This is a genomic window from Streptomyces cavernicola, assembly GCF_029968035.1.
Classification (GTDB): domain Bacteria; phylum Actinomycetota; class Actinomycetes; order Streptomycetales; family Streptomycetaceae; genus Streptomyces; species Streptomyces cavernicola.
On record NZ_JASCIQ010000030.1, the window covers coordinates 88,950 to 115,669 of the forward strand.

Annotated in this window: 20 protein-coding genes and 2 pseudogenes; 10 read left to right on the forward strand and 12 right to left on the reverse strand. The window is 71.8% G+C overall.

Translation table 11 applies throughout. From position 1 onward, the window contains the following. Positions 1–144: 144 nt before the first annotated feature. Together QIS96_RS25895 and QIS96_RS25900 are read right to left on the reverse strand one after the other, a co-directional pair. Positions 145–1,758, reverse strand: coding sequence for a PucR family transcriptional regulator (locus QIS96_RS25895; protein ID WP_282545151.1), 1,614 nt, complete (start codon positions 1,756–1,758; stop codon positions 145–147). A gap of 194 nt (positions 1,759–1,952) precedes the next feature. Further along, complete coding sequence (locus tag QIS96_RS25900) at positions 1,953–4,427, reverse strand: ATP/GTP-binding protein (protein WP_408907252.1); 2,475 nt, start codon at positions 4,425–4,427, stop codon at positions 1,953–1,955. 295 nt (positions 4,428–4,722) lie between these two features. On the opposite strand from QIS96_RS25900, the gene gabT reads away from it, so the two are divergent. Next, positions 4,723–6,072, forward strand: coding sequence for a 4-aminobutyrate--2-oxoglutarate transaminase (gene gabT, locus QIS96_RS25905; protein WP_282545153.1), 1,350 nt, complete (start codon positions 4,723–4,725; stop codon positions 6,070–6,072). Between the two features lie 282 nt (positions 6,073–6,354). Next, entirely contained in the window at positions 6,355–7,071 is a 717-nt protein-coding gene (locus QIS96_RS25910; protein ID WP_282545154.1) for a phosphatase PAP2 family protein, read from the forward strand. 2 nt (positions 7,072–7,073) lie between these two features. On the opposite strand, the pseudogene QIS96_RS25915 reads toward QIS96_RS25910, so the two are convergent. From QIS96_RS25915 to QIS96_RS25950, 8 genes and pseudogenes are all read right to left on the reverse strand, one after another. Beyond that, positions 7,074–8,087: pseudogene (locus QIS96_RS25915) on the reverse strand (chitinase); the annotation flags it as partial. A 217-nt stretch (positions 8,088–8,304) separates the two neighbouring features. Further along, on the reverse strand, positions 8,305–8,769 hold the full coding sequence (locus tag QIS96_RS25920) for a hypothetical protein (RefSeq protein ID WP_282545155.1): 465 nt from the start codon (positions 8,767–8,769) through the stop codon (positions 8,305–8,307). 173 nt (positions 8,770–8,942) lie between these two features. After that, entirely contained in the window at positions 8,943–10,367 is a 1,425-nt protein-coding gene (locus QIS96_RS25925) for an NAD(P)/FAD-dependent oxidoreductase (protein WP_282545156.1), read from the reverse strand. A 30-nt stretch (positions 10,368–10,397) separates the two neighbouring features. Then, positions 10,398–11,198, reverse strand: a complete 801-nt coding sequence (locus QIS96_RS25930) for an ABC transporter permease (protein ID WP_282545157.1) — start codon at positions 11,196–11,198, stop codon at positions 10,398–10,400. Then, positions 11,198–12,124, reverse strand: coding sequence for an ABC transporter permease (locus QIS96_RS25935; RefSeq protein ID WP_282545158.1), 927 nt, complete (start codon positions 12,122–12,124; stop codon positions 11,198–11,200). The genes QIS96_RS25930 and QIS96_RS25935 overlap by 1 nt, the downstream gene beginning before the upstream one ends. Continuing rightward, positions 12,121–13,290 (reverse strand): ABC transporter ATP-binding protein, encoded by a 1,170-nt coding sequence (locus QIS96_RS25940; protein ID WP_282545159.1) that lies wholly within the window; start codon positions 13,288–13,290, stop codon positions 12,121–12,123. Before QIS96_RS25940 ends, QIS96_RS25935 begins: the two co-directional genes overlap by 4 nt. 52 nt (positions 13,291–13,342) lie before the next feature. Further along, positions 13,343–14,593 (reverse strand): polyamine ABC transporter substrate-binding protein, encoded by a 1,251-nt coding sequence (locus QIS96_RS25945; protein WP_282545160.1) that lies wholly within the window; start codon positions 14,591–14,593, stop codon positions 13,343–13,345. A 124-nt stretch (positions 14,594–14,717) separates the two neighbouring features. Next, positions 14,718–16,313 carry a gamma-aminobutyraldehyde dehydrogenase gene (locus QIS96_RS25950; protein ID WP_282545161.1) on the reverse strand — a complete coding sequence of 532 codons (1,596 nt, stop codon included), beginning with the start codon at positions 16,311–16,313 and terminating at the stop codon, positions 14,718–14,720. 178 nt (positions 16,314–16,491) lie between these two features. Here QIS96_RS25950 and QIS96_RS25955 point away from each other — a divergent pair, with 178 nt between their 5' ends. Beyond that, positions 16,492–17,130 (forward strand): NADAR family protein, encoded by a 639-nt coding sequence (locus QIS96_RS25955; RefSeq protein WP_282545162.1) that lies wholly within the window; start codon positions 16,492–16,494, stop codon positions 17,128–17,130. A 492-nt stretch (positions 17,131–17,622) separates the two neighbouring features. Here QIS96_RS25955 and QIS96_RS25960 read toward each other — a convergent pair whose 3' ends face one another. Then, positions 17,623–18,510: a DUF4190 domain-containing protein gene (locus tag QIS96_RS25960; RefSeq protein WP_282545163.1), complete on the reverse strand. Its 888-nt coding sequence runs from the start codon at positions 18,508–18,510 to the stop codon at positions 17,623–17,625. 96 nt (positions 18,511–18,606) lie between these two features. Here QIS96_RS25960 and QIS96_RS25965 point away from each other — a divergent pair. The 3 genes and pseudogenes from QIS96_RS25965 to QIS96_RS25975 all read left to right on the forward strand — a co-directional run bounded on the left by QIS96_RS25965 (position 18,607) and on the right by QIS96_RS25975 (position 20,846). After that, a pseudogene (locus QIS96_RS25965) lies at positions 18,607–19,684 on the forward strand (adenosine deaminase). Positions 19,685–19,804: 120 nt separating this feature from the next. Beyond that, positions 19,805–20,497 carry a glycerophosphodiester phosphodiesterase gene (locus tag QIS96_RS25970; protein ID WP_282545165.1) on the forward strand — a complete coding sequence of 231 codons (693 nt, stop codon included), beginning with the start codon at positions 19,805–19,807 and terminating at the stop codon, positions 20,495–20,497. Positions 20,498–20,540: 43 nt separating this feature from the next. Beyond that, entirely contained in the window at positions 20,541–20,846 is a 306-nt protein-coding gene (locus QIS96_RS25975; RefSeq protein WP_408907254.1) for a serine hydrolase, read from the forward strand. On the opposite strand, the gene QIS96_RS25980 is transcribed toward QIS96_RS25975, so the two are convergent. Continuing rightward, on the reverse strand, positions 20,827–22,263 hold the full coding sequence (locus QIS96_RS25980; protein WP_282545166.1) for a gamma-aminobutyraldehyde dehydrogenase: 1,437 nt from the start codon (positions 22,261–22,263) through the stop codon (positions 20,827–20,829). The two genes, QIS96_RS25975 and QIS96_RS25980, sit on opposite strands and share 20 nt — an antisense overlap. A 231-nt stretch (positions 22,264–22,494) precedes the next feature. On the opposite strand from QIS96_RS25980, the gene QIS96_RS25985 reads away from it, so the two are divergent. The 4 genes from QIS96_RS25985 to QIS96_RS26000 all read left to right on the forward strand — a co-directional run bounded on the left by QIS96_RS25985 (position 22,495) and on the right by QIS96_RS26000 (position 26,619). Beyond that, positions 22,495–22,986, forward strand: a complete 492-nt coding sequence (locus tag QIS96_RS25985; RefSeq protein ID WP_282514828.1) for an Lrp/AsnC family transcriptional regulator — start codon at positions 22,495–22,497, stop codon at positions 22,984–22,986. Further along, positions 22,971–24,350 (forward strand): aspartate aminotransferase family protein, encoded by a 1,380-nt coding sequence (locus QIS96_RS25990; protein WP_282545167.1) that lies wholly within the window; start codon positions 22,971–22,973, stop codon positions 24,348–24,350. The genes QIS96_RS25985 and QIS96_RS25990 overlap by 16 nt, the downstream gene beginning before the upstream one ends. A 290-nt stretch (positions 24,351–24,640) precedes the next feature. Continuing rightward, positions 24,641–25,375: an ABC transporter ATP-binding protein gene (locus tag QIS96_RS25995; RefSeq protein WP_282545168.1), complete on the forward strand. Its 735-nt coding sequence runs from the start codon at positions 24,641–24,643 to the stop codon at positions 25,373–25,375. After that, complete coding sequence (locus tag QIS96_RS26000; protein WP_282545169.1) at positions 25,357–26,619, forward strand: hypothetical protein; 1,263 nt, start codon at positions 25,357–25,359, stop codon at positions 26,617–26,619. The genes QIS96_RS25995 and QIS96_RS26000 overlap by 19 nt, the downstream gene beginning before the upstream one ends. Positions 26,620–26,720 lie beyond the last annotated feature (101 nt).

Here is a 26,720-nt window from a genome sequence, read left to right on the forward strand (position 1 = left end):
CCGCCGGGGGCCTGGGGCGCAGCCCCGGTGTCTTTTAGGGGCGCGGGGAACTGCGCGACCGGCCACGACGGCGCAGCACCCGAACGACGACCCGGGGGGGCGGGGCAGGGGCTGCCGGGGGCCTGGGGCGGGGCCCCGGTGGGGTCAGTCGGTGGGCATTGACGTGGCCTTGAGGGCGAGCCACAGCTCCATGCGGGCGTCCGGGTCGTCCAGGGATCGCCCCAGGATCTCCTCCACCCGCCGCATCCGGTAGCGCAACGTATGCCGATGGACGCCGAGGTCCGCCGCCGCCGCGTCCCACTGGCCGTGCCGGGAGAGCCAGGCCCGCAGGGACGCCACCAGGTCACCGCGGCCCGTCGCGTCGTGCTCGCGCAGCGCCCGCAGCATGCCGTCGGCGAAGGCCCGTACCGCGTCGTCGGCGAGGAGGGGGAGGACCGAGCCGGCGGCGAGCTCCTCGTGCTCGACCAGGGTGCGGCCGCGGCGGCGGGCGACGGAGAGGGCCTGCTCGGCCTGCTTGTAGGCGGTGGCGGCGGCGATGGGCCCGGCCGGCGCGGACAGGCCGACCACCAACTGCTCGCCGTCGGCGGCCGGTTGCTCGCGGCCCTCGGCGCGGGCGGCGTCGGTGACGGCGGCCAGCTGCAGGCAGGCGGTGGACGCGGCGCCGCCGTCGGCGAAGAGCAGCACGAGCCGGTCGCCGCCGTCGGGCACGACGAGGACGGCCTCGCCGGCGCGTGCGGCCGCGGCCTCGACGACGTCCGTGAGGTCGGCGAGCGGGTCGTGCCCGGCGACCGCGGGGGCGTTGCCGCCGCGCGCGTGGGCCGGGGCCGTCTCGGCGATGAGGAGCCGGAACGGGGCGTCGAGCAGCCCGCCGTACAGCTCGCCCGCGACGGTGCGGGCGTGGTCGGGCTCCCCGGCGAGCAGCATCCGCAACACGGCGGCGCCGAGGCGCTGTTCGGCGGAGTGCAGCGAGCGGGAGCGCTCGGTGGTGAGGGTGAGCAGGGCGATCGCGGAGTGCACCGCGTACCGCTCGGTGGTGCCGAGCGCGGCCGCGGTGCCGACGGCGAGCGCGGTGCGGGGGCGGCGGCCCGCGCCCAGGGAGTGCAGTTCGACGCGGTCGTCGGCACCGCCGATCAGGGCGCTCGCGGGGGCCGGCCGGTCGCGGAGCCGCTCGACGTCGGCGGTGAGCCGGGCGGCGCGGCGGGCGGCCCACTCGGGTGCGGTGGCGACGACGGAGCCGGAGGCGTCGTAGAGCGCGGCCCAGCCGTCGACCTGCGAGGCGAGCGCGTCGAGCACGCCCTCGGGGCCGCTGCTGAGGGCCTGCCGGGTGAGCTCGCGCTGGGCGGCGAAGCCGTCGGTGACGGAGCGGTACTGTTCGGCGGCGATGGCCGCCGAGACCTCCTTGACGATGGCGAGGAACGGGGTGCGGCGCGGGACTTCGAGCAGCGGCAGGTGCTCCGCCTCCGCCGCGTCGACGAGGGCCTCGGGGATCTCGTCGTAGTGCACGCCGACCGCGAAGCCGAGGCCGATGACGCCCGCGCCGACGAGCCGCTGGACGTAGCGGCGCATGGCCTGCGGGTCCTCGGCGTCCAGCTTGAGGGCGGTGATGAGCAGGAGCTCGCCGCCCTCCATGTAGGGCACGGGGTCGGTGAGTTCGCTGGCGTGCGCCCAGCGCACGGGGGTGTCCAGACGGTCCTCGCCGGCGCGCACGGTGAGCTTGAGCTTGGAGTGCTGGACTAGCGAGGCGAGCGTGGGCGGCATGGGACCTTCACGGCTTCCGGGTCGGTAAGGCTCAGGGAGGCACCGCTCGGGATCGAACGGGATCTAAAGGGATCATTTGGCCGCCCCGTATGAACGGCTCGTATCAATTCTGCCTCACCGTATGGAAGCCACGTGGTGATTCCGTGTGCGCCCTTGCTCGTGCCGGTACGGGCGTACTAGCGCCGGGCGCCTGCTCAGCCGCGCAGGTCGACCAACAACGGCGGGGCCAGGTCGCCGCCGACCGTCGTCAAGGAGAGCACAGCGTGGCCGGGCGGCACCGAGTGGGCCAGGTCGGAGGCGGACCAGCGCTCGCGCTCGACCTCGCGGACCGTGACGGCGTCGGTCGTGACGGCCTTGCCGGTGACGAGCTTGCGCAGCGCGTGCAGGGCGCGGGCCATCGGCTGGTCGGCGTAGACGGTGTGCTGGGCGACCTCCCGGGTCTCCACCCGCTCGGTGCCCCAGGCCTCGGCGAACCTCCGGCCGTCCCACGTGGTCACGCCGGGGAACGCCATCCGGCAGCCGACCGCCGCGTACAGCGGTCCCTGCAGGGACTCCGGTACGTCGCCGACGGTGCGCAGGCCGAGGACGACGCCCGCGTGCGCGGAGCGCAGCCGCTGCACGGCGGTGACGCTCTCCGCGGTGAGGGTCCGCGCCGCGTCGTCCAGGACCAGGCAGGCGAAGTGCGTACGGTCCGACCGGTCCCGTGCGATGTGGCAGAACTGCGCGAGGAGCAGCCGGGCCAGCAGCCGTCCGGCCTCCTCGTGGGCGCGCTCGGGCAGGTCGACGCGGACCCGCAGCGGGTGGTGGGCCACCGCCTGCATGCCGAAGGGCCGCTCCCCCGCGGCACTCGCGCCGGTGCCTCCGTCCGCGCCTTCGCCGCCGTCGAAGAACCCGGCGAAGGCGGGCCGGTCGAGCAGCGAGAGACGCTCGGCCAGGGCCGGGCACGGGTCGCCGGGCGTGCCCGACTGCCGGGCGCGGGCGTCGAGTTCACGGTGCATCTCGGCGTGCGCGGCGCCCGTGCCCAGCTCGGCCCTGAGCGCGTCGAGCGCGGCCGGCTCGCCTTCGAGGAGCGCGCGCAGGACGCGTACGGCGGGGAAGCGGCCGTGCGCCGCGCGATACGGGCCGAGGAGCTGGGCCAGAGCGGTGGCCGCCCGCCGCGCGTCGACGCCGTCGAGGTCGCCGACCAGACCCTCGGCGAGGAAGCCCGCGGCCTCGTCCGGGTCGGCGCAGCCGGCGTACAAGTCGAGGCCGTACGCGGAGTCCGGGTCGCCCGGCCGGATCACCACGTCGTAGGCGTCGTCGGGGCCGAGTCGCGTGCCCGCGGCGCAGACGGCGACGACCGCGGCCCGCCCGGTGAGCGCCTGCAGCGCGAGCGCCTCGGTGACCGGCCGCACCAGGCGCTCGGTCTTGCCCGCGCCGGACGGGCCGACGGCGAGCAGCGAGGTGCCGAGCACGGCGGGGTCGAGGGCCGCCTGGACGCCCCGGAACTTGTACGGATTGCGGTCGTTCTCGGCGATCCGGCCGATCCTGACCTGGTCGACGAGCAGGTCGTGGGCGGCACTGCGGGCGGACAGGTCACGGCTGCCGGACGGATGCGCCCAGGCCGCGGCCCCGTGCCGTACGACGGTGTCGGCGAAGGCGGCCCGCGCGCCCGGATCGCCCGCGGTCGCGGCCCAGGCGTGCGTGACGCGGGCGCAGTCGACGTCGTTCATACGGCCGCCGAGGAGCTCGGCGGCGAGCAGGTCGGCGGCCTTGTGGTGTCCTGCGGCGCGCAGCTCGGGCCAGGTGGCGGGGGCGGCGGCCGGGCGGGGCGGGGGCTGCACGGCCCGGGGCTTCCGGCCGCCCCGCAGCGCCGTCCACCAGGCGCCGATGCGGGCGAAGGGCCACAGCACGGCGAGGGTGATCAGCGCGTACACGACGTAGGTGAGCACGGGGCCGGACATGAACACCTCGTAGCCGCCGCTGATCAGGGCGACCAGCGAGAGGACCGGCCCGACGACGGGCAGGGGGTCGAGGCCGAGGCCGAAGGCCTCCGGCCAGACGAGGGCGAGGACTCCGGTGGCGGCCACGGCGGCGATCAGGGCACGGGAGGGCTGCGGCCGGCGCATCACGAAGTACCGGACGGCCTCGCTCCAGGTGCTGAGCCGTACAGCGGCGGCGACGACGAGGCCGAACGCGACGCCGCCGTAGACGCTCAGCGCCTCCTGCCCCTGCCAGCCCCGCGGGGCGACGGTGCCGCTGTACCACCACTCCTCCGGGGTGAACAGCTTCACCGGCAGCCACAGGTAGGGGACGCTGCCGCTGGACAGCACCGCCCAGAGCACCAGGCCGAGGAACGTCGGAATCAGCAGGCCGATGACCAGGCGCCGCTTGACCTCCCCGTCGTCCTGCTCGGGCCCCTTCGGCCGGTACCCGAACCGCCAGATTCCGGGCTCCGCCTCCGGCCGCGGCGTCGCCAGCCAGCCGGCGACGGGCGACGACGGGTTGGCGGACTCAGGGGGCGCGGAGGCTTCGGGCGCTCGACGCGGCATCGGCGGAGCTGCGGACGGAGCGCCAGGCGGTGCCGCAGGCGGAGCGGCGGACGGAGCGGCAGGCGGTGCCGCGGGCGGGCTCGGCGGTGCAGCCTGCTGCTTCCCGTCGTGTGCCTCGTACGTGCCCTCGCGGTCCATGGCCCGTGCCCCCTGCTGCTTCCGCTCCGACCTGCGGGTCGACGTCTTTGTCCGGGCTCAATCTAGTGCCCCGCCAAGGCAGTTCACCGGTCGCGCGACTTCCTGTCCGGGAGGGGACGGTCTCCCCCGGCCGCGCTCCCATGTGTCCAACTCGGACAACGGGGGCCCCGCACCTCACCCCGATGGAGCATGCCCGCTCGCGTCCGGCGCACCTAATCTGCGAAGAAAGCCCCCATGAACCGGCCGAACCGGACCCTTCCCGGCGTGCCGTACCCCCCAGAACCAGGAGCCCCGCATGACCGCCATTCCGCAGGAGCGCCGCCTCGTCACCGCGATCCCCGGCCCGAAGTCGCAGGAGCTGCAGGCCCGCCGTACGTCCGTGGTCGCCGGCGGCGTGGGCTCCGTCCTTCCGGTGTTCACCGCGCGCGCGGGCGGCGGCATCATCGAGGACGTCGACGGCAACCGCATGATCGACTTCGGCTCCGGCATCGCCGTGACCTCCGTCGGCGCCTCCGCCGAGGCCGTCGTGCGCCGCGCCTCCGCGCAGCTCGCCGACTTCACCCACACCTGCTTCATGGTCACGCCGTACGAGGGGTACGTCGAGGTCGCCGAGGCCCTCGCCGAGCTGACGCCGGGCGACCACGCCAAGAAGTCCGCGCTGTTCAACTCGGGCGCCGAGGCCGTCGAGAACGCCGTGAAGATCGCCCGCGCCTACACCAAGCGCCAGGCCGTCGTCGTCTTCGACCACGGCTACCACGGCCGCACCAACCTCACCATGGCGCTGACCAGCAAGAACATGCCGTACAAGAACGGCTTCGGCCCGTTCGCGCCCGAGGTCTACCGGGTGCCCGTGGCGTACGGCTACCGCTGGCCGACCGGTGCGGAGAACTGCGGCGCCGAGGCGTCCGCGCAGGCCATCGACCAGATCAACAAGCAGATCGGCGCCGACAACGTCGCCGCGATCATCATCGAGCCGGTGCTCGGCGAGGGCGGCTTCATCGAGCCGGCCAAGGGCTTCCTGCCCGCCATCGCGCAGTTCGCGAAGGACAACGGCATCGTCTTCGTCGCCGACGAGATCCAGTCCGGCTTCTGCCGCACCGGCCAGTGGTTCGCCTGTGAGGACGAGGGCATCGTCCCCGACCTGATCACCACCGCCAAGGGCATCGCGGGCGGTCTGCCGCTCGCCGCCGTCACCGGCCGCGCCGAGATCATGGACGCCGCGCACGCGGGCGGCCTCGGCGGCACCTACGGCGGCAACCCGGTGGCCTGCGCCGGTGCGCTCGGCTCCATCGAGACGATGAAGGAGCTCGACCTCAACGGCAAGGCCAAGCGCATCGAGGAGGTCATGAAGGGCCGCCTGACCGCGATGCAGGAGAAGTTCCCGATCATCGGCGACATCCGCGGCCGCGGCGCCATGATCGCCATCGAGCTGGTCAAGGCTGATTCTCCTGAAGGCGCGGCCACCAAGGAGCCGAACCCGGAGGCCGCCGGCGCGCTCGCCAAGGCCTGCCACGCGGAGGGCGTGCTCGTCCTCACCTGCGGCACCTACGGCAACGTGCTGCGCTTCCTGCCGCCGCTGGTCATCGGCGAGGACCTGCTGAACGAGGGCCTGGACGTCATCGAGCAGTCCTTCGCGCAGATCTGAGATTCCCGCTTCGGGAACCCCGGTTCGAGGGGCGCGGCAGAGCCTGTGAAGAAGCTGTGGGAGGCGGGTGGCGGGATGCTCCGCCACCTGTCGGAGCCGCTCCCCTCTGCCGTACGTTCTTCGCAGATGAGAGAAACACCCCGCCCACAGGAGACTGTGGGCGACACCGGGACGGAGCCTCCCAAGCCTCGCCCCGGTCGCGCCCTGGCGCACACCCCCGGGGCCTCCGGCTCCGGAACTCCTCACCGATCGGACAGCCGCCCGCCCCAAACCCCCCGGGGCGTGCGGCACACCGGTCCCCACGGCCGCCCCGGAACCACCCCCCCTGTTCCCGGGCGGCCGACCCCTTTCCTGAAGTTCCCGCAACTCCTCGCCGTCCTGGCCGTGTTGAGCCTCTCCTTCGGTCTTCTCAGCTGGCAGATCGCCGCGTACGGACCGCTGCGCGCCGCCGACGAACGGCTCGGGCGTCTCGTGCGGCACAGTGGATTCCCGGACGGCCCGGCCGAACTCCTCGCCGACCTCGGCAACGTGATGGTCGCGCCCGTCGTCCTCGCCGCGGCCGCCGGGTACGCGGCCGTGCGCGCCCGGCGTGCCGGCGAGGCGCGCTGGTGGGTCGCCCCGCTGGGCGCGGTGCTCGCCCTGGCCGCCGTACCGCTGCTCGTCGCGCCCCTCAAGGCGCTCTTCGCGCGCCCCGGTCCGCCCGGCATGGCCGGCTCGGACTCCGCCGGCTTCTACCCGTCGGGCCACGCGGCCACCGCCGTCGTCGCGTACGGGGCGGCCGCGCTGCTCCTGCTGCCGTGGCTGCGCACGACCCGGCTACGGGGCCAACTCCTGGCCGCCACCGGGGTGTTGACGGCCGCCGTCGGCTTCGGCCTGGTGCGGCGCGGCTACCACTGGCCGCTCGATGTCCTCGCGAGCTGGCTCCTCGGCGGCATGCTCCTCGTCGCCCTGGTCCTGGCGGCGAGACGGCTCCGGCGTACCGCCGTACGGCGGCAGTAGCCTCAGCCGAAGTACGCCTCGAAGTTCTTCGAGAACTCCTCGTTGTTGTGCCGGTCCCAGTTGATCGACCAGGTCATCAGTCCGCGCAGCTGCGGCCAGGCGCCGTGGGGCCGGTACGAGCCGCAACTGCCGCCCTTCGTCAGGCAGTCGAGGGCGTTGTTCACCTCGGCCGTGGAGACATGGCCGTTGCCCGCGTTGACGGAGGCCGGCATGCCGATGGCGACCTTCTCCGGCGGCAGCGCGGGGAACACGTTCGCCGGGTCGCCCGCGACGGGGAACCCGGTGAGCAGCATGTCCGTCATGGCGATGTGGAAGTCGGCGCCGCCCATGGAGTGGTACTGGCCGTCGAGCCCCATGATCGGCCCGGAGTTGTAGTCCTGGACGTGCAGCAGCGTCAGCTCGTCCCGCAGGGCGTGGATCACCGGCAGGTACGCGCCCGCCCGCGGGTCCTGGCCGCCCCACTCGCCGGTGCCGTAGTACTGGTGGCCCAGCTGCACGAAGAACGTCTCCGGGGCCATGGTGAGCGTGAAGCCGTCCCCGTACCGGGACTTGAGGGTCTTCACGGCGGAGATCAGGTTGACGATCACCGCGGACTTCGGGTTCTTGAAGTCGGTGTCGTCGGCGTCGAGGGAGAGGGAGTGGCCCTCGAAGTCGATGTCCAGGCCGTCCAGGCCGTACTCGTCGATGATCGCGGAGACCGAGGAGACGAACGCGTCGCGGGCCGCGGTGGTGGTCAGCCGCACCTGGCCGTTCTGGCCGCCGATGGAGATCAGGACCTTCTTGCCCGCCGCCTGCTTGGCCTTGATCGCGGCCTTGAACTCGTCCTCGCTCTCCACGTTCGGGCACTCGCTCTGCGGGCACAGCTCGAAGCGGATGTCGCCCGAAGTGGGCGAGGTGGGTTCGCCGAAGGCCAGGTCGATGACGTCCCAGCTGTCGGGCACGTCGGCCAGGCGCGTGTAGCCCGAGCCGTTGGCGAAGCTCGCGTGCAGATAGCCGACGAGGGCATGCTCGGGCAGCGCCGCCTGCGGCGCAACGGCCGCGCGGGCGGCCAGCGTCGTCGTCAGTCCGGCCGCGGCCAGGGCCACGGCCGCGCACACGGCGAGGAGCGCCGCGCGTAAGCGGGATCGGGCGTGCGATCGGGAGCGGTCCACAACTGCCTCCGTACAGGGGGGATTTGGAGGGGCATCCGAAGCGGTGGAGCGCCGCACAATTTGGTCCAGACCAATCAACTTGTCAAGAGTTCCGGTCGCCGCCTCTCGCCAGCTGCGCCGCCGCCTCGTGCATGGCCAGTTCGAGCAGCGCCGGGTCGTTGAGCGTGCCCGAGCCGTCCGGTGGGACCAGCCAGCGCACCCCGCCGGTCGCCCGGCCCGGATACGGCACGACGATCCAGGTGCCGTGGCCCGCGCCGCGCACCCCCGTGCCGATCCAGCGGCTCACCGTGCCCTCGGGCACGAAGAAGCCCATCCGGGAGTCGCCGAAGTCGGCCAGCACCGGGCCCGGCCGGTCGATGCAACGGTTCAGCACGTCGAGGGTCGGATAGCCGAGCTCCCCCGGCAGGATCAGCACGTCCCAGAGCTTGCCCGCCGGAAGCAGCGCCACCCCGAGGGGGTTGCGCTCCCACTCCCAGCGGCACGCCTCCGGGTTCGGAGCCACCGAGACCAGCCACTCCACTGCCGACTTCGCCCCCGCACCAGTCATGGCAGGGCCTCCCTTTCGTTCGCGCGCGATGCGTTCACGAGAGAGAGGCCGTTCAGCCGCCGCCATTACGCGGGTTTTGAAAATTAGTTGACAAAAACCGGAACCGCCGCGGGAAACGGCCCTGACCTGGGCGTTTCCACGCGGCGATGGCGAGACGGCAGCGAGCTCCAGAGTCAGCTGTCGAAGCCGAGGCCCAGTCGGTCCATGGTGCGCAGCCACAGATTGCGGTGCCCCGCGTGGCTGTCCGCACGGGCAAGGGACCACTTCGTGAGCCCGATCCCCGCCCAGGCGAACGGCTCCGGCGGGAACGGCAGCGGCTTCGTACGCACCATCTCCAGGGAGGTCCGCTCGGTGCGCTCGCCCGCGAGCAGGTCGAGCATCACGTCCGCGCCGAACCGCGTCGCGCCCACGCCGAGCCCGGTGTAGCCGGCCGCGTACGCCACCCGCCCCTTGTGCGCCGTGCCGAAGAACGCCGAGAACCGTGAACACGTGTCAATGGCGCCGCCCCAGGCATGGCTGAAGCGCACGCCCGCCAACTGCGGGAAGCAGTCGAAGAAGTGGCCCGCGAGCCGGGCGTACGTCTCGGGCCTGTGGTCGAGTTCGGCGCTGAGCTTCCCGCCGTACGGGTAGATCGCGTCGTAGCCGCCCCACAGGATGCGCTGGTCGGCGGTGAGCCGGAAGTAGTGGAACTGGTTGGCCGAGTCGCCGAGGCCCTGGCGGTTCTTCCAGCCGACCGCGGCGAGCTGCTCCTGGTTGAGCGGCTCGGTGGTCAGGACGTAGTCGTAGACCGGGACGGTGAGCGGGCGGACGCGCTTGACCAGGGACGGGAAGACGTTCGTGGCGAGCGCGACACGTCGGGCGAGGACCTTGCCGTACGGGGTGCGCACGGCCATGCCCGTGCCGTTCGCGACCAGGGCGGTGGCCGGGGTGTTCTCGTACACGCGCACGCCCAGGCGCAGGCAGGCGGACTTGAGGCCCCAGGCCAGCTTGGCCGGGTTCAGCATGGCGACGCCGCGCCGGTCGTGCAGGCCGCCGTGGAAGGTCGGCGAGTCGACCTGCTCGCGCACCGCGTCCCGGTCGAGGAGCTCCACGCCGTCGGCGAGGCCGAGTCGGCTCATCTCGCCGTACAGCTCGGTGAGCTCCTCGACCTGGTGGGGTGCGGTGGCGACGTCGATCTCGCCGGTGCGCTCGAAGTCGCAGTCGATGCCGTGGCGGGCGAGCGCCGCCTCGATCTCGTCGAGGTTGCGGGCCCCGAGCTTCTCCAGCTTCGGCAACTCGCCGGGCCAGCGGGCCAGTCCGTTGCCGAAGCCGTGGGTGAGGGAAGCGGCGCAGAAGCCGCCGTTGCGGCCGGACGCGGCCCAGCCCGCCTCGCGGGCCTCGATCAGGACGACCTCGCGGTCGGGGTCGCGTTCCTTGGCGAGGAGCGCGGTCCACAGTCCGCTGTAGCCGCCGCCGACGACGAGCAGCTCGCACCGCTCGCCGCCGGTCAGGGCCGGCTGGGCCGCCGGCCTCGCGGGGTCGTCCAGCCAGTACGGGGCCGGCTTGACGCCCGCGAGGGTGTCCAGGACTTCTGCACTGCTCATGGCACTTGGGGCCATGGCTTCCAACTCCCTTGAGGAATAAGAGACTTACGCGGATTTCTGTGTGCGCCGGTTGCCGAGGAGCATGCCGACGAGGACGCAGGTCACGGCCACGGCGAACATCGCCGTGCCGATGACGTTGATCTGCACGGGGGTGCCGCGCTGCGCCGAGCCCCAGACGAACATCGGGAAGGTCACGGTCGAGCCGGCGGTGAAGTTGGTGATGATGAAGTCGTCGAAGGAGAGCGCGAAGGCGAGCAGCGCACCCGCCGCGATACCGGGCGCGGCGATCGGCAGCGTCACCCGTACGAAGGTCTGCACGGGTCCCGCGTACAGGTCGCGGGCGGCCTCCTCCAGGCGCGGGTCCATCGACATCACGCGGGCCTTGACCGCCGTCACGACGAAGCTCAGGCAGAACATGATGTGCGCGATGAGGATGGTCCAGAAGCCCAGCTGCGCGCCCATGTTGAGGAAGAGCGTGAGCAGCGAGGCGGCCATGACGACCTCGGGCATGGCCATCGGCAGGAAGATCAGCGAGTTGATCGCGCCGCGTGCCCGGAAGCGGTAGCGGACCAGGGCGAAGGCGATCAGCGTGCCGAGCACGGTCGCGCCGATCGTGGCCCACAGGGCGATCTGCAGCGACAGCGCGAGCGAGCCGCACAGGTCGGCCACGCCGCACGGGTCCTGCCAGGCGTGGGTGTCGAACTCCTGCCAGGAGTAGTTGAAGCGGCCCTTGGGCTTGTTGAAGGAGAAGACCAGGACGACGAGGTTCGGCAGGATCAGGAAGCCGAGCGTCAACAGTCCCGCGAGGACGACGAGATGGCGCCGTATCCAGGTGATTGCAGCCATCAGACCAGGTCCTCCGTCCCGGACTTGCGGATGTAGAAGGTGACCATCAGGAGGATCGCCGCCATGAGGATGAAGGAGAGCGCGGCCGCCGTCGGATAGTCGAGGACGGTGAGGAACTGCGACTGGATGACGTTGCCGACCATCTTCTCGCTGGTGGAGCCGAGGAGTTGGGCGTTGACGTAGTCGCCGCTCGCCGGGATGAAGGTGAGCAGCGTGCCCGAGACGACGCCCGGCATGGACAGCGGGAACGTGACCCGCCGGAACGTGGTGGCGGGCTTGGCGTACAGATCGCCGGCCGCCTCGTGCAGGCGCGGGTCGATCCGCTCCAGGGAGGTGTAGAGCGGAAGCACCATGAACGGCAAGAAGTTGTACGTGAGTCCGCAGACCACGGCGAGCGGGGTGGCGAGGATGCGGTCGCCCTCGGTCATGCCGAGCCAGCTGGTGACGTCCAGGACGTGCAGCGAGTTGAGGATGCCGACGACCGGGCCGCCGTCGGCGAGGATCGTCTTCCAGGCGAGGGTGCGGATCAGGAAGCTGGTGAAGAACGGCGCGATCACCAGGATCAGGACCAGGTTGCGCCAGCGGCCCGCGCGGAACGCGATCAGATACGCGAGCGGGTAGCCGAGCAGCAGGCAGAAGATCGTGGCGAGCCCCGCGTACAGGATCGACGTGAGGAACTGCGGCCAGTACTCGGCGAGCGCGTTCCAGTAGGTCGCGAAGTGCCAGGTGACCTTGTACCCGGCCTCGAGTGACCCCGTCTGCACGGAGGTCGAGGCCTGGTAGACCATCGGCAGCGCGAAGAAGACGAGCAGCCACAGGATGCCGGGGAGCAGCAGCCAGTACGGGGTGAGCTTGCGGCGCTGCCTGCGCGGGGCCGGGGTCTCCGGTTCAGGGGCGGCGGGTGGCGCCTCGGTGAGCGTCGTCATGCGGCGGCCCCTTCGGCCGCGTCCGTCTCGACCGTCTCCACGCCCGCGTCGATGTCCTGCGCCGCGTCCAGGCCGAAGGTGTGGTCCGGGTTCCAGTGCAGGACGACCTCGGCGCCGGGGGCGAGCCGCCCGTCGCGCTCGACGTTCTGCACGTACACCTCCAGGCCCTCGCAGACCGGGGAGTCGATGACGTACTGCGTGGAGACTCCGATGAAGCTGGTGGCTGCCACGCGGCCGGTGAGGCGGTTGCGGCCCTCGGTGATCTCCCTCGCGTCGTCGGCGTGCGCGAGGGAGATCTTCTCCGGGCGGATACCGACCAGGACCTTGTCGCCGGTGCCGGTCGGCGCGGAACAGCGCGCGGCCGGCAGGGACAGCTTTCCGTCGCCCGCCTTGAGCGCGAGCGTGCCGCCGCTCGATGCGGCGATCTCGGCCTCGATGAGGTTGGAGCTGCCGAGGAAGTTGGCGACGAACGTGGTCTGCGGGTTCTCGTACAGGTCGGCGGGCGCGCCCAGTTGCTCGACCCGGCCCGCGTTCATCACGGCGACCTGGTCGGCCATCGTCATGGCCTCCTCCTGGTCGTGCGTGACGTGCACGAAGGTGATGCCGACCTCGGTCTGGATGCGCTTCAGCTCCAGCTGCATCTGGCGGCGCAGCTTGAGGTCGAGGGCGCCGAGCGGCTCGTCGAGGAGCAGCACGCGCGGGTGGTTGATCAGGGCGCGGGCCACGGCGACGCGCTGCTGCTGGCCGCCGGAGAGCTGGTGCGGCTTGTGCTTCGCCTTGTCGCCGAGCTGCACCAGGTCGAGCATCTCGCCGACCTGCTTCTTCACCGACTTGACGCCGCGCCGGCGCAGGCCGAAGGCGACGTTCTCGTAGATGTCGAGGTGCGGGAAGAGCGCGTACGACTGGAAGACGGTGTTCACCGGGCGCTTGTACGGGGGCAGCCCGGTGACGTCCTGCTCGCCGAGGTGGACCGTGCCGGTGGTCGGGTCCTCAAGTCCCGCGATCATGCGGAGCGTTGTGGTCTTGCCGCAGCCGGAGGCGCCGAGCAGGGCGAAGAACGAGCCTTCGGGGATGGTCAGGTCGAGCGGGTGCACGGCCGTGAACGAGCCGTAGGTCTTGCCGATGCCGGAGAGGCGGACGTCGCCGCGCGTCGTGTCGTCAGTCATGTTTCCTACCGGAGAAAGTCGAAGAGTTGCAGGGCCGGCCGTCGAGGGGGGGTCACGCGCCGGTGAGCTTGGCGAACTTGGCCTCGTACGCGGTCTCCTCCTTGGGAGTGAGCGCACGGAAATTGTTCGACTTCTCGGACATCTCCTTGTCCGGGACGATCAGCGGGTCGTTCGCCGCCTCCTCGGAGATCTTGGCGAGCTCTTCCTTCACCCCGGCGACCGGGCAGACGTAGTTGATCCACGCGGCGAGCTCGGCGGCGATCTCCGGCTGGTAGTAGTGGTCGATCAGCCGCTCCGCGTTCTCCTTGTGCCGCGCCTTGTTGGGCACGAGGAGCACGTCGGTGCCGGTGATGTAGCCGCTGTCGGGGATGTGGAACTTCACGTCCGGGTTGTCGGCCTGGAGCTGTACGACGTCTCCGGCCCAGGCGAGGCAGGCGGCGAGGTCGCCCTTGGTCAGGTCGGAGGTGTAGTCGTTGCCGGTGAAGCGGCGGATCTGCCGTTTGTCGACGGCCTTCTGCAGGCGGGCGGCGGCCGCGTCGAAGTCGTCCGTGGTGAACTTCTCCGGGTCCTTGCCCATGTCGAGCATCGTCATGCCCATGGTGTCGCGCATCTCGGAGAGGATGCCGACCTTCCCCTTGAGCTTGGGGTCGTCGAGCAGCTGGGAGACCGAGGTGACCTCGCGGCCGCCGGTGGCCTTCGTGTTGTACGCGACGACCACGGCGATGCCGGCCCACGGGTAGGTGTAGGCCCGGCCCGGGTCCCACTCCACGTCGCGGAACTGCGGGGCCAGATTGGCGTACGCGTGGGGCAGGTTGGCGACGTCGAGCTTCTGCGCCCAGCCGAAGCGGACCAGGCGGGCGGCGAGCCAGTCGGTGACGCAGATCAGGTCGCGGCCGGTGTCCTGGCCGGCGGCGAGCTGCGGCTTGATCTTGCCGAAGAACTCGTTGTTGTCGTTGACGTCCTCGGCGTACTCGACCTTGATGCCGGTCCTCTTGGTGAACGCCTCAAGGGTGGGACGGCGGTTCTTGTCGTCCTCGGCGACGTCCATGTACTCGGTCCAGTTGGAGAAGTTGACGCGCTTCTCCTTGTCCGAGAAGTCCTCGGCGCTCGCGCCGCCCTGGCTCTGCGCCGCGGGCGGGATGCCGCAGCCGGAGAGGGCGCCGAGGCCGCCGAGGGTGAGCGCGCCGCCACCGCCGGCACGCAGCAGGCCGCGCCGGGTGAGGGCCGACCTTCCGTTCCTCATGCTGCGCCGCATAGCGGCCAGTTGGGCCTTGGACAGGCTGTCGGGCTCGTACTGCTCCATGCGTGTGGGTGCCCTTTCGGCGATGGCTGGCCTGACGGGAGGGCGCGGCGGCCGGTGGGGGATGCCGGCCGCCGCGCGGGAAGGGGCGCGGTGGGGGTGCTGGGCGGGGCCTCCGCAGCACCGCCTAGGCGCGGTCCCCGAAGACGGTGCGGTGCCAGTCCTTCCTGGCGACCGCGGTGTTGTCGTACATCACGTGCTTGATCTGCGTGTACTCCTCGAAGGAGTAGGCGGACATGTCCTTTCCGAAGCCGGAGGCCTTGTAGCCGCCGTGCGGCATCTCGCTGAGGATCGGGATGTGGTCGTTGACCCACACGCAGCCCGCCTTGATGGCGCGGGTGGCGAGCCCGGCCCGGAACACGTCCCGGGTCCAGGCGGAGGCGGCGAGTCCGTAGGGGGTGTCGTTGGCGAGCCGGATGCCCTCGTCGTCGGAGTCGAAGGGCAGCACGACGAGGACGGGCCCGAAGATCTCGGCCTGCACGATCTCGCTGTCCTGCGCGGCGTCGGCGATCAGGGTCGGCCGGTAGTACGCGCCCTCGGCGAGGCCGTTGTTCTTGGGGGCCTCGCCACCGGTGACGATCCGGGCGTAGCCGCGGGCCCGGTCGACGAAGGCGGCGACACGGTCGCGCTGGGCGTGCGAGATCAGCGGGCCGAGGTCGGTGGACTCGTCGAAGGGGTCGCCGAGCCGCACGGTCGCCATCAGGTCGGCGACTCCGCTCACGAAGGCGTCGTACAGCGGCCGTTGGACGTACGCGCGGGTCGCGGCGGTGCAGTCCTGGCCGGTGTTGATCAGCGCCCCGGCGACCGCGCCGTGCACGGCGGCCTCCAGGTCGGCGTCGTCGAAGACCACGAACGGGGCCTTGCCGCCGAGTTCGAGGTGCAGCCGCTTGACGGTGCTCGTGGCGATCTCGGCGACGCGCTTGCCGACCGCGGTCGACCCGGTGAAGGAGGTCATGGCGACGTCCGGGTGCCCGACGAGATGCTCACCGGCGTCCCGTCCGGCCCCGCTGACGATATTCACGACCCCGTCCGGAATGCCCGCCTCCGTGGCGGCCTCGGCGAACAACAGCGAGGTGAGCGGGGTGAGTTCGGCGGGCTTCAGGACGATCGTGTTGCCCGCGGCGATCGCCGGGAGCACCTTCCAGGCGGCCATCTGGAGCGGGTAGTTCCAGGGCGCGATGGAGCCGACGACACCGATCGGCTCCCGGCGTACGTACGAGGTGTGGTCGGCGGAGTACTCCCCCGCGGACTGCCCCTGCAGATGCCGGGCCGCGCCTGCGAAGAACGCGGTGTTGTCGATGCTGCCCGGGACGTCGAACTCCCGGCTGAGCTTGATCGGCTTGCCGCACTGCAGCGACTCGGCCTGTGCGAACTCCTCGGCCCGCGCGGCCAGGACGCCCGCGAAGCGGTGCAGGGCGTCGGAGCGCTCGCCGGGGGTGGCGCCCGACCAGCCGGGGAAGGCCTCGGCGGCCGCGGCGACGGCGGCGTCCACGTCGGCCGTGCCGGCGAGTTCGTAGTCGTACGCCTCCGTGCCCGTGGCCGGGTCGACGACGGCGTGCCTGCGGCCCGAGGAGCCGGGGGCGAGCCGCCCGGCGATGTACTGCGCACCGTCCGCGAAGCGGTCCCGTGCGGGGAAGGGGGTGGAGAGGGGGGCTGCCTGAGTATCGGCCTGGGGGGTGGCCTGGGGGGTGGAGTTCGTTTCGCTGTTGCTGATGTGGCCCATCACGCGCTCTTCCGTAGCTCCAGCTCGAATTGACTGCTGATCCTGACAGAGGGGGGACTCCTCGCCAAGGGATTCCGTTGTTTCTGTTTGGTTACGCGACGGAATCGGTCGACCAGGTGTCGAGCCGCCTCGAAAATCCGAGGACGGATTGTCAGTGGCGCCTGACACACTCGCATGTATGAACGAGGGGAACGCGCAGCACTTGGACGATCCGCACTTGGACGATCCGCACTTGGACGATCCGCACTTGAACGCCCAGCACCTGGACGAGACCGAACCGCTGACCCGGCTGACGGAACGCATCGCGCGCGGCGAGCGCGTGAAGTTCCTGCACTTCTGGGGTCACGCACCGCGCAAGGACGGCCGCATAGGCGCGAGTTGCCTCAGCCAGTGGTGGCCGGCGCCGTTCACTGTGGACGGCGTGCGGTACGCCACGGCGGAGCACTGGATGATGGCCGAGAAGGCCCGCCTCTTCGACGACGCGGAGGCGGAGCGGAAGGCGCTCGCGGCGACGTCGCCCGCGGCGGCCAAGAAGGCGGGGCGCCTGGTCCGTGGTTTCGACGAACAGCGGTGGGAGCGCGAGCGGTTCGGCATCGTCGTCGAGGGCAGCGTCCACAAGTTCGCCGCCGACGAGGCCTTGCGGGAGTTCCTGCTCGGCACGGGCGAGCGAGTCCTGGTCGAGGCCAGCCCCATGGACCGCATCTGGGGCATAGGCCTCGCGGCGGACGACCCCCGGGCCGACGACCCGCCCCGCTGGCGCGGCACGAACCTGCTCGGCTTCGCCCTGATGGAGGCCAGACAGCGCCTACGCCCCTGAGCGAGGCCTCCGGCCCGGTTCCTTCCCCGCCCCGCCCCTTCCCGGCTGTGTCAATTTGCGGCTGCCGCCGCGTGGCTGCCGTCGGCTACGGGGGCCAGCCCCGGACCCCCGCTCCTCAAACGCCGGAGGGGCTGATTTCGGGGTGCCCTACAGGGGCGCGGGGAGCTGCGCGACCAGCCACAACGGCGCGGCAGACGAACAACGACGGGGCCGGGGGCCGGAGTTCGGGGCAGAGCCCCGTCAGGGGCGCGGGGAACTGCGCGACCAGCCACGACGGCGCGGCAGACGAACAACGACGGGGCCGGGGCCCGGGGTTCGGGACGGAGCCCCGTCAGGGGCGCGGGGAACTGCGCGACCAGCCACAACGGCACAGCAGACGAACAACCACCGGGTCCGGGGTCCGGGGCGGAGCCCCGAACCGGCCGGGGTCCGGGGCGGAGCCCCGGGAGCTGTCCGGCGAGGACTTCGGGAAGGGGCGGGGTGGGGAACAACTCACCCCAGCTGACGCACGCCCCCCACCGGCGCCGACGCCGACGCCGACGCCGACGCCGAAATCCCGTCATAAGGATTCGGATCGTCGGACGAGTCGTTCGCGGCAGCGACGATCACCACCACCAGGAACACCACCCCGAGCACAAGCCCGACGATCCCGCAGATCAACCCCGCCAGCGCCTGCCCAGGGTTCGTGGCCTCGCCACGCCCCGCCTTGGCCCGCCCCAGCGCACCGAAGATGATCGCGAGGATGCCGAGGATGATCGCCACCGGCCAGAAGCAGAAGATCGCCGCGGAGATGATGCCGAGCACCATCGCCGTGACGCCGAGCCCGTTGCTCGGCTGCGGCGGCATCTGCGCCCAGCCGTACCCGGCGGAGCCGGAGTACCCCGGATAGCCCGGGTAGCCGGGGTGCGCGCCCGCGGGCGCCGCGTACGGCGAGGCGGGCTGCCCCGGCCCCTCCGGCGAGACGGGCGGCGGAGGCACCGCATCACCACCCGCCGCATACCCGTACCCCGGCACAGCCGGCGCGACAGGTGCAGCGGGGGCAGCCGGCGCAGCGGGTGCGGCAGGCGGCACGTCCTGCCCCGCACCCGGCATCGAAGCGACGGTCCGCTGGTCGTGCACCGGACCCGCCGAACCCCCGCGCCCGGCGTCGTCCGCGGGCGGCGCCCACGGGTCTCGCGCCACCGCTTCCGGCTCGAACTCCTGCTTGCCGAGCGACACTTCAGGCTTGTCGAGCGACACTTCGGGCTTGCCTAGCGACACCTCGGGCGCGGCGTCGGCGGGCTGCGTTCCCCCATCGGCCGGAGCGGCCTGAGCGGCCGGCGGCGCCCACGGGTCGCGCGACACGGGCTCGCCCGGGGTCTGCCGTGCTTCGTCGGACATGGGCGATCCCCTCATTCGTACGTTCGGTCATGCTAAGGCCATGGACCCGCCGGGCGGGCGGCCTCCTACGATGATCCCCGATCCACCGATCAGCCGATCACCCGCGCCCCTTCGAGCGGCGCCGTTCCCGGGGAGGAACTCCATGTCAGATCTGCCCGCGTTCATCGCAGGCCTGCCCAAGGCCGAGCTGCACGTCCACCACGTCGGCTCCGCCTCCCCGCGCATCGTCGCCGAACTCGCCGCCATGCACCCGGACTCCAAGGTTCCCACCGACCCGGAGGCGCTCGCGGACTACTTCACGTTCACGGACTTCGCGCACTTCGTCCAGGTGTACCTGTCGGTGGTCGACCTGATCCGCACGCCCGAGGACGTCCGGCTGCTCACGTACGAGGTGGCCCGTGACATGGCGCGCCAGCAGATCCGGTACGCGGAGCTGACGATCACGCCGTTCAGCTCGACCCGGCGCGGCATCGACGAGCGGGCTTTCATGGACGCGATCGAGGATGCCCGCAAGGCCGCCGAGACCGAGTTCGGGACCGTGCTCCGCTGGTGCTTCGACATCCCCGGCGAGGCCGGGCTCGAGTCCGCCGAGGAGACCGTCCGGCTCGCCACCGACGACCGGCTGCGCCCGGAGGGCCTGGTCTCGTTCGGCCTCGGCGGCCCCGAGATCGGCGTACCGCGCCCGCAGTTCAAGCCGTACTTCGACCGGGCGATCGCCGCCGGTCTGCGCAGCGTGCCGCACGCGGGCGAGACCACCGGGCCGCAGACCGTCTGGGACGCGCTGGTCGAGCTGCGCGCCGAGCGCATCGGGCACGGTACGAGCTCCGCCCAGGACCCGGCGCTCCTGCGCCACCTCGCCGAGCACCGCATCCCGCTGGAGGTCTGCCCCACCTCCAACCTCGCGACCCGCGCGGTCCCCGACCTGGACCAGCACCCGATCAAGCAGATGGTCGCGGCCGGCGTGCAGGTCACGATCAACTCCGACGACCCGCCGATGTTCGGCACGGACCTCAACAACGAGTACGGGGTCGCCGCCCGCCTCCTCGACCTGGACGAGCGGGGCCTCGCGGAGCTCGCCAAGAACGCCGTGACCGCGTCGTTCCTGGACGAGGGCGGCAAGGCGAAGCTGGCCGCGGAGATCGACACGTACACGGCGAACTGGCTGGCTCCGTAAGACGCGCGAGGCCCCGGCAACGGCACGCGAGGCCCTCGCGAAGGCGCGCGAGGGCCTCTCAGGGATCGCGGACCGGTCTCCCGGCTCGACCCGGTGATCACGCCTGGTGACAATGGGCGCATGCAGACCCTCACCGTCGTGGCCCACCGGGGCGACCCGTACCGGGCCCGCGAGAACACCCTGCCCTCACTGCGCTCCGCCTTCGCCGCGGGCGCCGACGCCGTGGAGATCGACGTACGCCTGACGCGCGACGGCGTGCCCGTGCTGCTGCACGACGAGACGCTGAGCCGGCTCTGGGGCCACGAGCGTCCGCTCGCGCAGCTCTCCGCGGCGGAGGTGCGCGGCCTCACCGGCGGCGGCGTGCCCACGCTCGCCGAGGCCCTCGCCGCGACCCCGGACCGACGCCTGCTCATCGACCTGCCCGACGCCTCGGCGAGGACGGTGCGCACGGTGGTCGGCACCGTCCACGACTGCGGCGCGGCCGACCGCGTGTACTACTGCGCGGGCGCGCGGGCCATGCTGCGGGTGCGCGAGGCCGACCCGGCCGCGGAGATCGCGCTGACCTGGTCCACGCTCGCCCCGGTCCGCCCGGCGGTGATCGAGGAGGTGCGGCCGCGCTGGCTCAACTACCGCTTCGGGCTGCTGAGTCGGGAGCTGGTCGCCCGCATCCACAAGGACGGCCTGCTCGTCTCCGCGTGGACGCCGGACACCCGCCGGTCGATGCGCCGGATGCTGGACGCCGGGGTCGACTCGGTGACCACGAACCGCGTGGACGTCCTGACGTCCCTCCGCGGCCCGACCCGCACCCCTTAGGGAACGCCTTCGGACAACACCCCCACGCACAGCGGGAGTTGAGCTGGGGTCGCTCCAGGGTTCGTCCCTTCCTCGACGGCACGGTGCAGGCGCGGAGCAGCACCACGGGAACATCCACTACCTCGTCCTCGCGATACTGATCGAGGAGGTCACCGGCGAAACGTACGAACACCAGGCGGAGACAAGGGTGTTCAGGCCGGTCGGCATGGGGCGCACCTCGTTCCCCGAGGGCGCGGAACCGTACATGCCGGGCCTTGACGCGGACGCGGCGGGCAATGGACACCTTGTCCGCCGCCCGCCGCGTCCGTGGTTCAGAACGTCGGCGACGCTCAGCCGAGCGACGTCATGACGTGCTTCACGCGCGTGTAGTCGTCGAAGCCGTACGCCGAGAGGTCCTTGCCGTAGCCGGACTTCTTGAAGCCGCCGTGCGGCATCTCCGCGACCAGCGGGATGTGGGTGTTGATCCAGACGCAGCCGAAGTCGAGGACCTTGGACATGCGCATGGCGCGCGCGTGGTCCTTGGTCCACACCGAGGAGGCGAGGGCGTACTCGACGCCGTTCGCGTACGCGACGGCCTGGTCCTCGTCGCGGAAGGACTGGACGGTGATGACCGGGCCGAAGACCTCGTTCTGGACGATCTCGTCGTCCTGCTTGAGGCCGGAGACGACGGTCGGGGCGTAGAAGTAGCCCTTGTCGCCGACGCGCTGGCCGCCCGCCTCGACCTTGGCGTGCGCGGGCAGCCGGTCGATGAAGCCCTCGACCTGCGCGAGCTGGTTCGGGTTGTTCAGCGGGCCGTACAGGACGTCCTCGTCGTCGGGCATGCCGGTCTTGGTGTCGGCGGCGGCCTTGGCGAGGGCGGTCACGAACTCGTCGTGGATGGACTCGTGGACGAGGACGCGGGTCGCGGCCGTGCAGTCCTGGCCGGCGTTGAAGAAGCCGGCCTCGGAGATGCCGCCGACGGCCTCGGCGATGTCGGCGTCCTCGAAGACCACGACGGGCGCCTTGCCGCCGAGCTCCAGGTGGACCCGCTTGAGGTCCTTGGCGGCGGACTCGGCTACCTGCATGCCGGCGCGCACGGAGCCGGTGATGGAGGCCATCGCCGGGGTCTTGTGCTCGACCATCATGCGGCCGGTCTCGCGGTCGCCGGTGACGACGTTGAAGACGCCCTTCGGCACGATGCCGCCGATGATCTCGGCCATCAGGACGGTCGACGCGGGGGTCGTGTCCGAGGGCTTGAGGACGACCGTGTTGCCCGCGGCGAGCGCCGGGGCGAACTTCCAGACGGCCATCATCATCGGGTAGTTCCACGGCGCGACCTGCGCGCAGACGCCGATCGGCTCGCGGCGGATGATGGAGGTCAGGCCCTCCATGTACTCACCGGCGGAGCGGCCCTCCAGCATCCGGGCGGCGCCCGCGAAGAACCGGATCTGGTCGATCATCGCCGGGATCTCTTCGGTGCGGGTCAGCCCGATGGGCTTGCCGCAGTTCTCCGACTCTGCCGCGATGAGCTCCTCCTGGCGCTCCTCGAAGGCGTCGGCGATCTTCAGGAGTGCCTTCTGGCGCTCGGCGGGCACGAGGTCGCGCCAGGCCGGGAAGGCCTTCTCGGCGGCGGCCATGGCGGCATCGACGTCGGCCTGGGCGGAGAGCGGAGCGGTGGCATACGCCTCGCCGGTAGCCGGGTTGACCACCTCGGTGGTCCGCCCGTCCGCGGCGTCCCGGAACTCTCCGTCGATGTAGTTGCGCAGACGACGCAGCTCGGTGGTCACTGCGGCCTCCTCAGAGGGTTGGTCTTGAGCGGATCTGTCGGTCGTGAGCGCCCCGCCCGGAACGCTATGTCCGAGGGGTGAGACACCCAGGCCTACCCTAACGTTCCTACCCACGCTTTCGACATACCCAACGCCCCACAACTACGAAATCAGTGGGCTCAGACTCGCAAGACAACGAATTTCATCGGTTTGGACTTGCGGGACAGACGACACGTCGTGCACAGTGAGGACGTGGCCAGTCGAAGCGCAGACTCCCCCAGGACCGGAAACGGCTCTCCCTCCGTGGACGCCGTCTCCCTCGCCATCATCGAGCAGTTGCAGGAGGACGGGCGCCGCCCGTACGCCGCGATCGGCAAGGCCGTGGGCCTGTCCGAAGCGGCCGTACGCCAGCGCGTCCAGAAACTGCTCGACCAAGGCGTGATGCAGATCGTCGCCGTCACCGACCCGCTCACCGTGGGCTTCCGGCGGCAGGCGATGGTCGGCATCAACGTCGAGGGCGATACGGACCCGGTGGCGGAAGCCCTGACGGCCATGCCCGAAGTCGAGTACATCGTGATCACCGCTGGATCCTTCGACCTGATGGTCGAGGTCGTCTGCGAGGACGACGACCAGCTGCTCGACGTGATCCAGAAACGCATCCGGACCCTCCCCGGCGTGCGCTCCACCGAGAGCTTCGTCTACCTCAAGCTCAAGAAGCAGACCTACATGTGGGGAACCCGATAGCCGTGAGCCAGGACCTCAGCCGAACCGCGTACGACCACCTGTGGATGCACTTCACCCGCATGTCCTCGTACGAGAACGCCCCCGTCCCCACCATCGTCCGGGGTGAGGGCACCAACATCTACGACGACAAGGGCAAGCGCTACATCGACGGCCTCGCCGGCCTGTTCGTGGTCAACGCCGGCCACGGCCGCGTCGAGCTCGCCGAGACCGCGTACAAGCAGGCGCAGGAGCTCGCCTTCTTCCCGGTCTGGTCGTACGCCCACCCCAAGGCCGTGGAGCTCGCCGAGCGCCTCGCGAACTACGCGCCGGGCGACCTCAACAAGGTCTTCTTCACCACCGGCGGCGGCGAGGCCGTCGAGACCGCCTGGAAGCTCGCCAAGCAGTACTTCAAGCTGCAGGGCAAGCACACCAAGTACAAGGTCATCTCGCGTGCGGTCGCCTACCACGGCACCCCGCAGGGCGCCCTGTCCATCACCGGCCTGCCCGGCCTGAAGGCCCCCTTCGAGCCGCTGGTCCCCGGCGCGCACAAGGTGCCGAACACCAACATCTACCGCGCCCCGATCCACGGCGACGACCCGGAGGCCTTCGGCCGCTGGGCCGCCGACCAGATCGAGCAGCAGATCCTCTTCGAGGGCCCCGAGACCGTCGCGGCCGTCTTCCTGGAGCCGGTGCAGAACGCCGGCGGCTGCTTCCCGCCGCCGCCCGGCTACTTCCAGCGCGTCCGCGAGATCTGCGACCAGTACGACGTGCTGCTCGTCTCGGACGAGACGATCTGCGCCTTCGGCCGCCTCGGCACGATGTTCGCCTGCGATAAGTTCGGCTACGTCCCGGACATGATCACCTGCGCCAAGGGCATGACCTCGGGCTACTCCCCGATCGGCGCCTGCATCATCTCCGACCGCCTGGCGGAGCCGTTCTACAAGGGTGACAACACCTTCCTGCACGGCTACACCTTCGGCGGCCACCCGGTCTCCTCGGCCGTGGCGCTCAGCAACTTCGACATCTTCGAGCGCGAGGGCCTCAACCAGCACGTCCTGGACAACGAGGCCAACTTCCACAACACGCTCAGCAAGCTGCACGACCTGCCGATCGTCGGCGACGTCCGCGGCAACGGCTTCTTCTACGGCATCGAGCTCGTGAAGGACAAGGCCACCAAGGAGTCCTTCAACGAGGAGGAGACCGAGCGCGTCCTGTACGGCTTCCTCTCCAAGGCGCTGTACGACGCCGGCCTGTACTGCCGTGCCGACGACCGCGGAGACCCGGTCATCCAGCTGGCGCCGCCGCTGATCGCGGACCAGTCGACGTTCGACGAGATCGAGCAGATCCTGCGCAACGTCCTCACGGAGGCGTGGACCAAGCTGTAAGGACTACAGCTGCAAGACCCCTGCAGCTGTGCGGTGGGACAGCAACATGGCCGCACAGCTGCAGGACCCGCGCGTACCGCGCACCACCCCACGGCCCGGGTGCCCCGTTCGAGTGAGAACGGGTGCCCCCGGGCCGTGTGCTGTCCGTACTGTCCTGATATGTCCCTACGGTTCCTGTGACTTCCTGTGACCGATCGGCCCAGTGACTCGTTCCCCCGTACGGGGGACGGCACCGCACTGATCCACGTGCGACTTCAACGCCCTTCGTAACCGAACCGAGGTGTATCGCCATGGTGGCCCCACCGGACAACGACGTGCTGTGGGCACGCACCCTGCACTTCTCGCGCAACGGCACCCCCGCCCTCACCGGCGTCTCCGTCGGCGTGCGCGAGCAGGAGATCCTCGCCGTCGGCGGCCCGCGGGGCAGCGGCAAGACGACCCTGCTGCGGTGCCTCTCCGGGCAGCTCGTCGCCCAGCAGGGCGAGGTCTGGTTCAACTCGACGCCCGTGCACACCATGGGCCCCCTGGTCCGCGAACGGCTGCGCCGCGACAAGTTCGGCTGGATCGACCCGCAGCCGCGCCTCGTCCCCGAACTCACCGCGTGGGAGAACGCCGCCCTGCCGCTGATGCTGGACGGCGTCGGCAACCGCGCCGCCCGCAAGGCCGCCCTGGAGTGGCTCGACCGGCTCGACATCGGCAACCTCGCCCGCAAGCGCCCGCACGCACTCAGCCACGCCGAGCGCCAACGCGTCGCCGTGGCAAGGGCGTTGGTGAACCAGCCGACCGTCCTCTTCGCCGACGAGCCGACCGCGCCGCTGCACCGGGCCGACCGCGCGCACATCCTGCGCACCCTCACCACGGCGGCCCGCTCGCACGGCATCACCGTCGTCCTCGCCACCCACGACGCCGACGTCGCGGCCTTCGCCGACCGCAGCGTCAGCCTCCTGGACGGCCGCCTCGTCAACACCGTCCCGCTCCCCGCGGACGCCCAGGCGGAAGGCGCGGCGTGCTCGCTCTCCGTCTAGCCCGCGGCGCCCACCCGCTCGTCCTGCTCCGCCGGCTCGCGGTCGCCGCCGCCTCCGCCGGCACCGGCTTCCTGCTGCTGTGCGCCCTGGGGTACGCGCTCGGCCACCCGCGGGCCGCCGACTCGTCCGCGCTGCGGCTCGCCTGGAGCGCCGTGCCGCTCGCCGCGACCGTGTACCTCGCGGTGGCCGTCGCCCGTACCGACCCGGCGACCCGGCCGCGCTCCGCGCTCTCCGCCGTCGGCCTCGGCCCGGCCCGCCTGATGCTGCTCTCCGCCATCTCCACGGCGATCTCCTGCACGCTCGGCTCGATGGTGGCGCTGCTGTTCTTCCTGCATCTGCGGGGCGACATCAGCGGCCTCCCCCTGGACGGCGCGGCGGCCGAACTCCTCGGCGCGGGACGGCCGTTGCCGCTCGCCGCGGTCTGCACGCTGCTCCTGGTCGTGCCGGTCGCCGGAACCGTCGCGGGCGCGCTCGCTCTGCGGCCTCAGGTGGCCAAGTCCGTTGGGCGGAAGGGGAGTTCGCAGGCAGCTGATCCGAAGGGGCCCAGGTCCAACGCCGACGGGGGCGGTGAAGGGGCCGGGCCCGCCGACACCACCCCCGTCGGCGCCGCCGCCGGGGACGAGCCCGCGCCGCCCGCGCCCCAGCCCGCCGGGCTGCCCTGGGGTGTGGCCCTGATGGCGGTCGGCCTCGCGGTCGAGACGTACGCGGCGCGCGAGGCCGGCGCGTCCGGCTTCCCGCTGCCGGGCCGCCTCGCCACCTCGTCGGCGGCCGTGCTCGGCGGCTGGGCGATCACCGCGCTCGGCCTCGCCGTCGCCGGGCCCGCGCTCACGTACCTGTGCGGGAAGCTCCTGCAGGCGGCCAGGCCCGGCGCCGCCCGGCTGCTCGCGGGGCGCGCGCTGCAGGAGGAGTCCCGGCGCATCGGCCGCCCGCTCGGCGTGGTCTGCGCGGTCGCCTCGGCCGGCATCGCGGCCCTCAGCCTGTACGGCGGGCCCGCGCCGCGCATCGGTCCGCTCACGGTGCTGGGCGGCGGTCTGGTCGCCGGGTGTGCGCTGCTCACCCTCGCCACCGCCGCGATCGAGGCCCGTCAGTCCCGCGCCGACACCACCGCCGCGCTCCTCGCACTCGGCGCGCCCGCCTCGCTGCTGCGCGGCGCCGCAGGGCTGCGGGCGCTCGGCCTGTTCGCCGTGTTCGGCCCGCTCACCTGGCTGATCGGCACGCTCGCGGCGGCCCCGCTCACCGGCTGAACCGCACCCGGCACACGCTGCCCGCGCCCTGCCCACACCCAGTCCCGGGGGGGGGGGCCGCCCCGGGGCGGGGCCGCCCCCCCCCCCCCCCCCCCAAACAC

Excerpts from the sequence above, each read along its gene's own strand:
- QIS96_RS25895 (WP_282545151.1), bottom strand. The coding sequence starts at position 1,758 with ATGCCGCCCACGCTCGCCTCGCTAGTCCAGCACTCCAAGCTCAAGCTC.
- QIS96_RS25900 (WP_408907252.1), bottom strand. The coding sequence starts at position 4,427 with ATGGACCGCGAGGGCACGTACGAGGCACACGACGGGAAGCAGCAGGCT.
- gabT (WP_282545153.1), top strand. The coding sequence starts at position 4,723 with ATGACCGCCATTCCGCAGGAGCGCCGCCTCGTCACCGCGATCCCCGGC.
- QIS96_RS25920 (WP_282545155.1), bottom strand. The coding sequence starts at position 8,769 with ATGACTGGTGCGGGGGCGAAGTCGGCAGTGGAGTGGCTGGTCTCGGTG.
- QIS96_RS25925 (WP_282545156.1), bottom strand. The coding sequence starts at position 10,367 with ATGGCCCCAAGTGCCATGAGCAGTGCAGAAGTCCTGGACACCCTCGCG.
- QIS96_RS25930 (WP_282545157.1), bottom strand. The coding sequence starts at position 11,198 with ATGGCTGCAATCACCTGGATACGGCGCCATCTCGTCGTCCTCGCGGGA.
- QIS96_RS25935 (WP_282545158.1), bottom strand. The coding sequence starts at position 12,124 with ATGACGACGCTCACCGAGGCGCCACCCGCCGCCCCTGAACCGGAGACC.
- QIS96_RS25940 (WP_282545159.1), bottom strand. The coding sequence starts at position 13,290 with ATGACTGACGACACGACGCGCGGCGACGTCCGCCTCTCCGGCATCGGC.
- QIS96_RS25945 (WP_282545160.1), bottom strand. The coding sequence starts at position 14,593 with ATGGAGCAGTACGAGCCCGACAGCCTGTCCAAGGCCCAACTGGCCGCT.
- QIS96_RS25950 (WP_282545161.1), bottom strand. The coding sequence starts at position 16,313 with ATGGGCCACATCAGCAACAGCGAAACGAACTCCACCCCCCAGGCCACC.
- QIS96_RS25955 (WP_282545162.1), top strand. The coding sequence starts at position 16,492 with ATGAACGAGGGGAACGCGCAGCACTTGGACGATCCGCACTTGGACGAT.
- QIS96_RS25960 (WP_282545163.1), bottom strand. The coding sequence starts at position 18,510 with ATGTCCGACGAAGCACGGCAGACCCCGGGCGAGCCCGTGTCGCGCGAC.
- QIS96_RS25970 (WP_282545165.1), top strand. The coding sequence starts at position 19,805 with ATGCAGACCCTCACCGTCGTGGCCCACCGGGGCGACCCGTACCGGGCC.
- QIS96_RS25995 (WP_282545168.1), top strand. The coding sequence starts at position 24,641 with ATGGTGGCCCCACCGGACAACGACGTGCTGTGGGCACGCACCCTGCAC.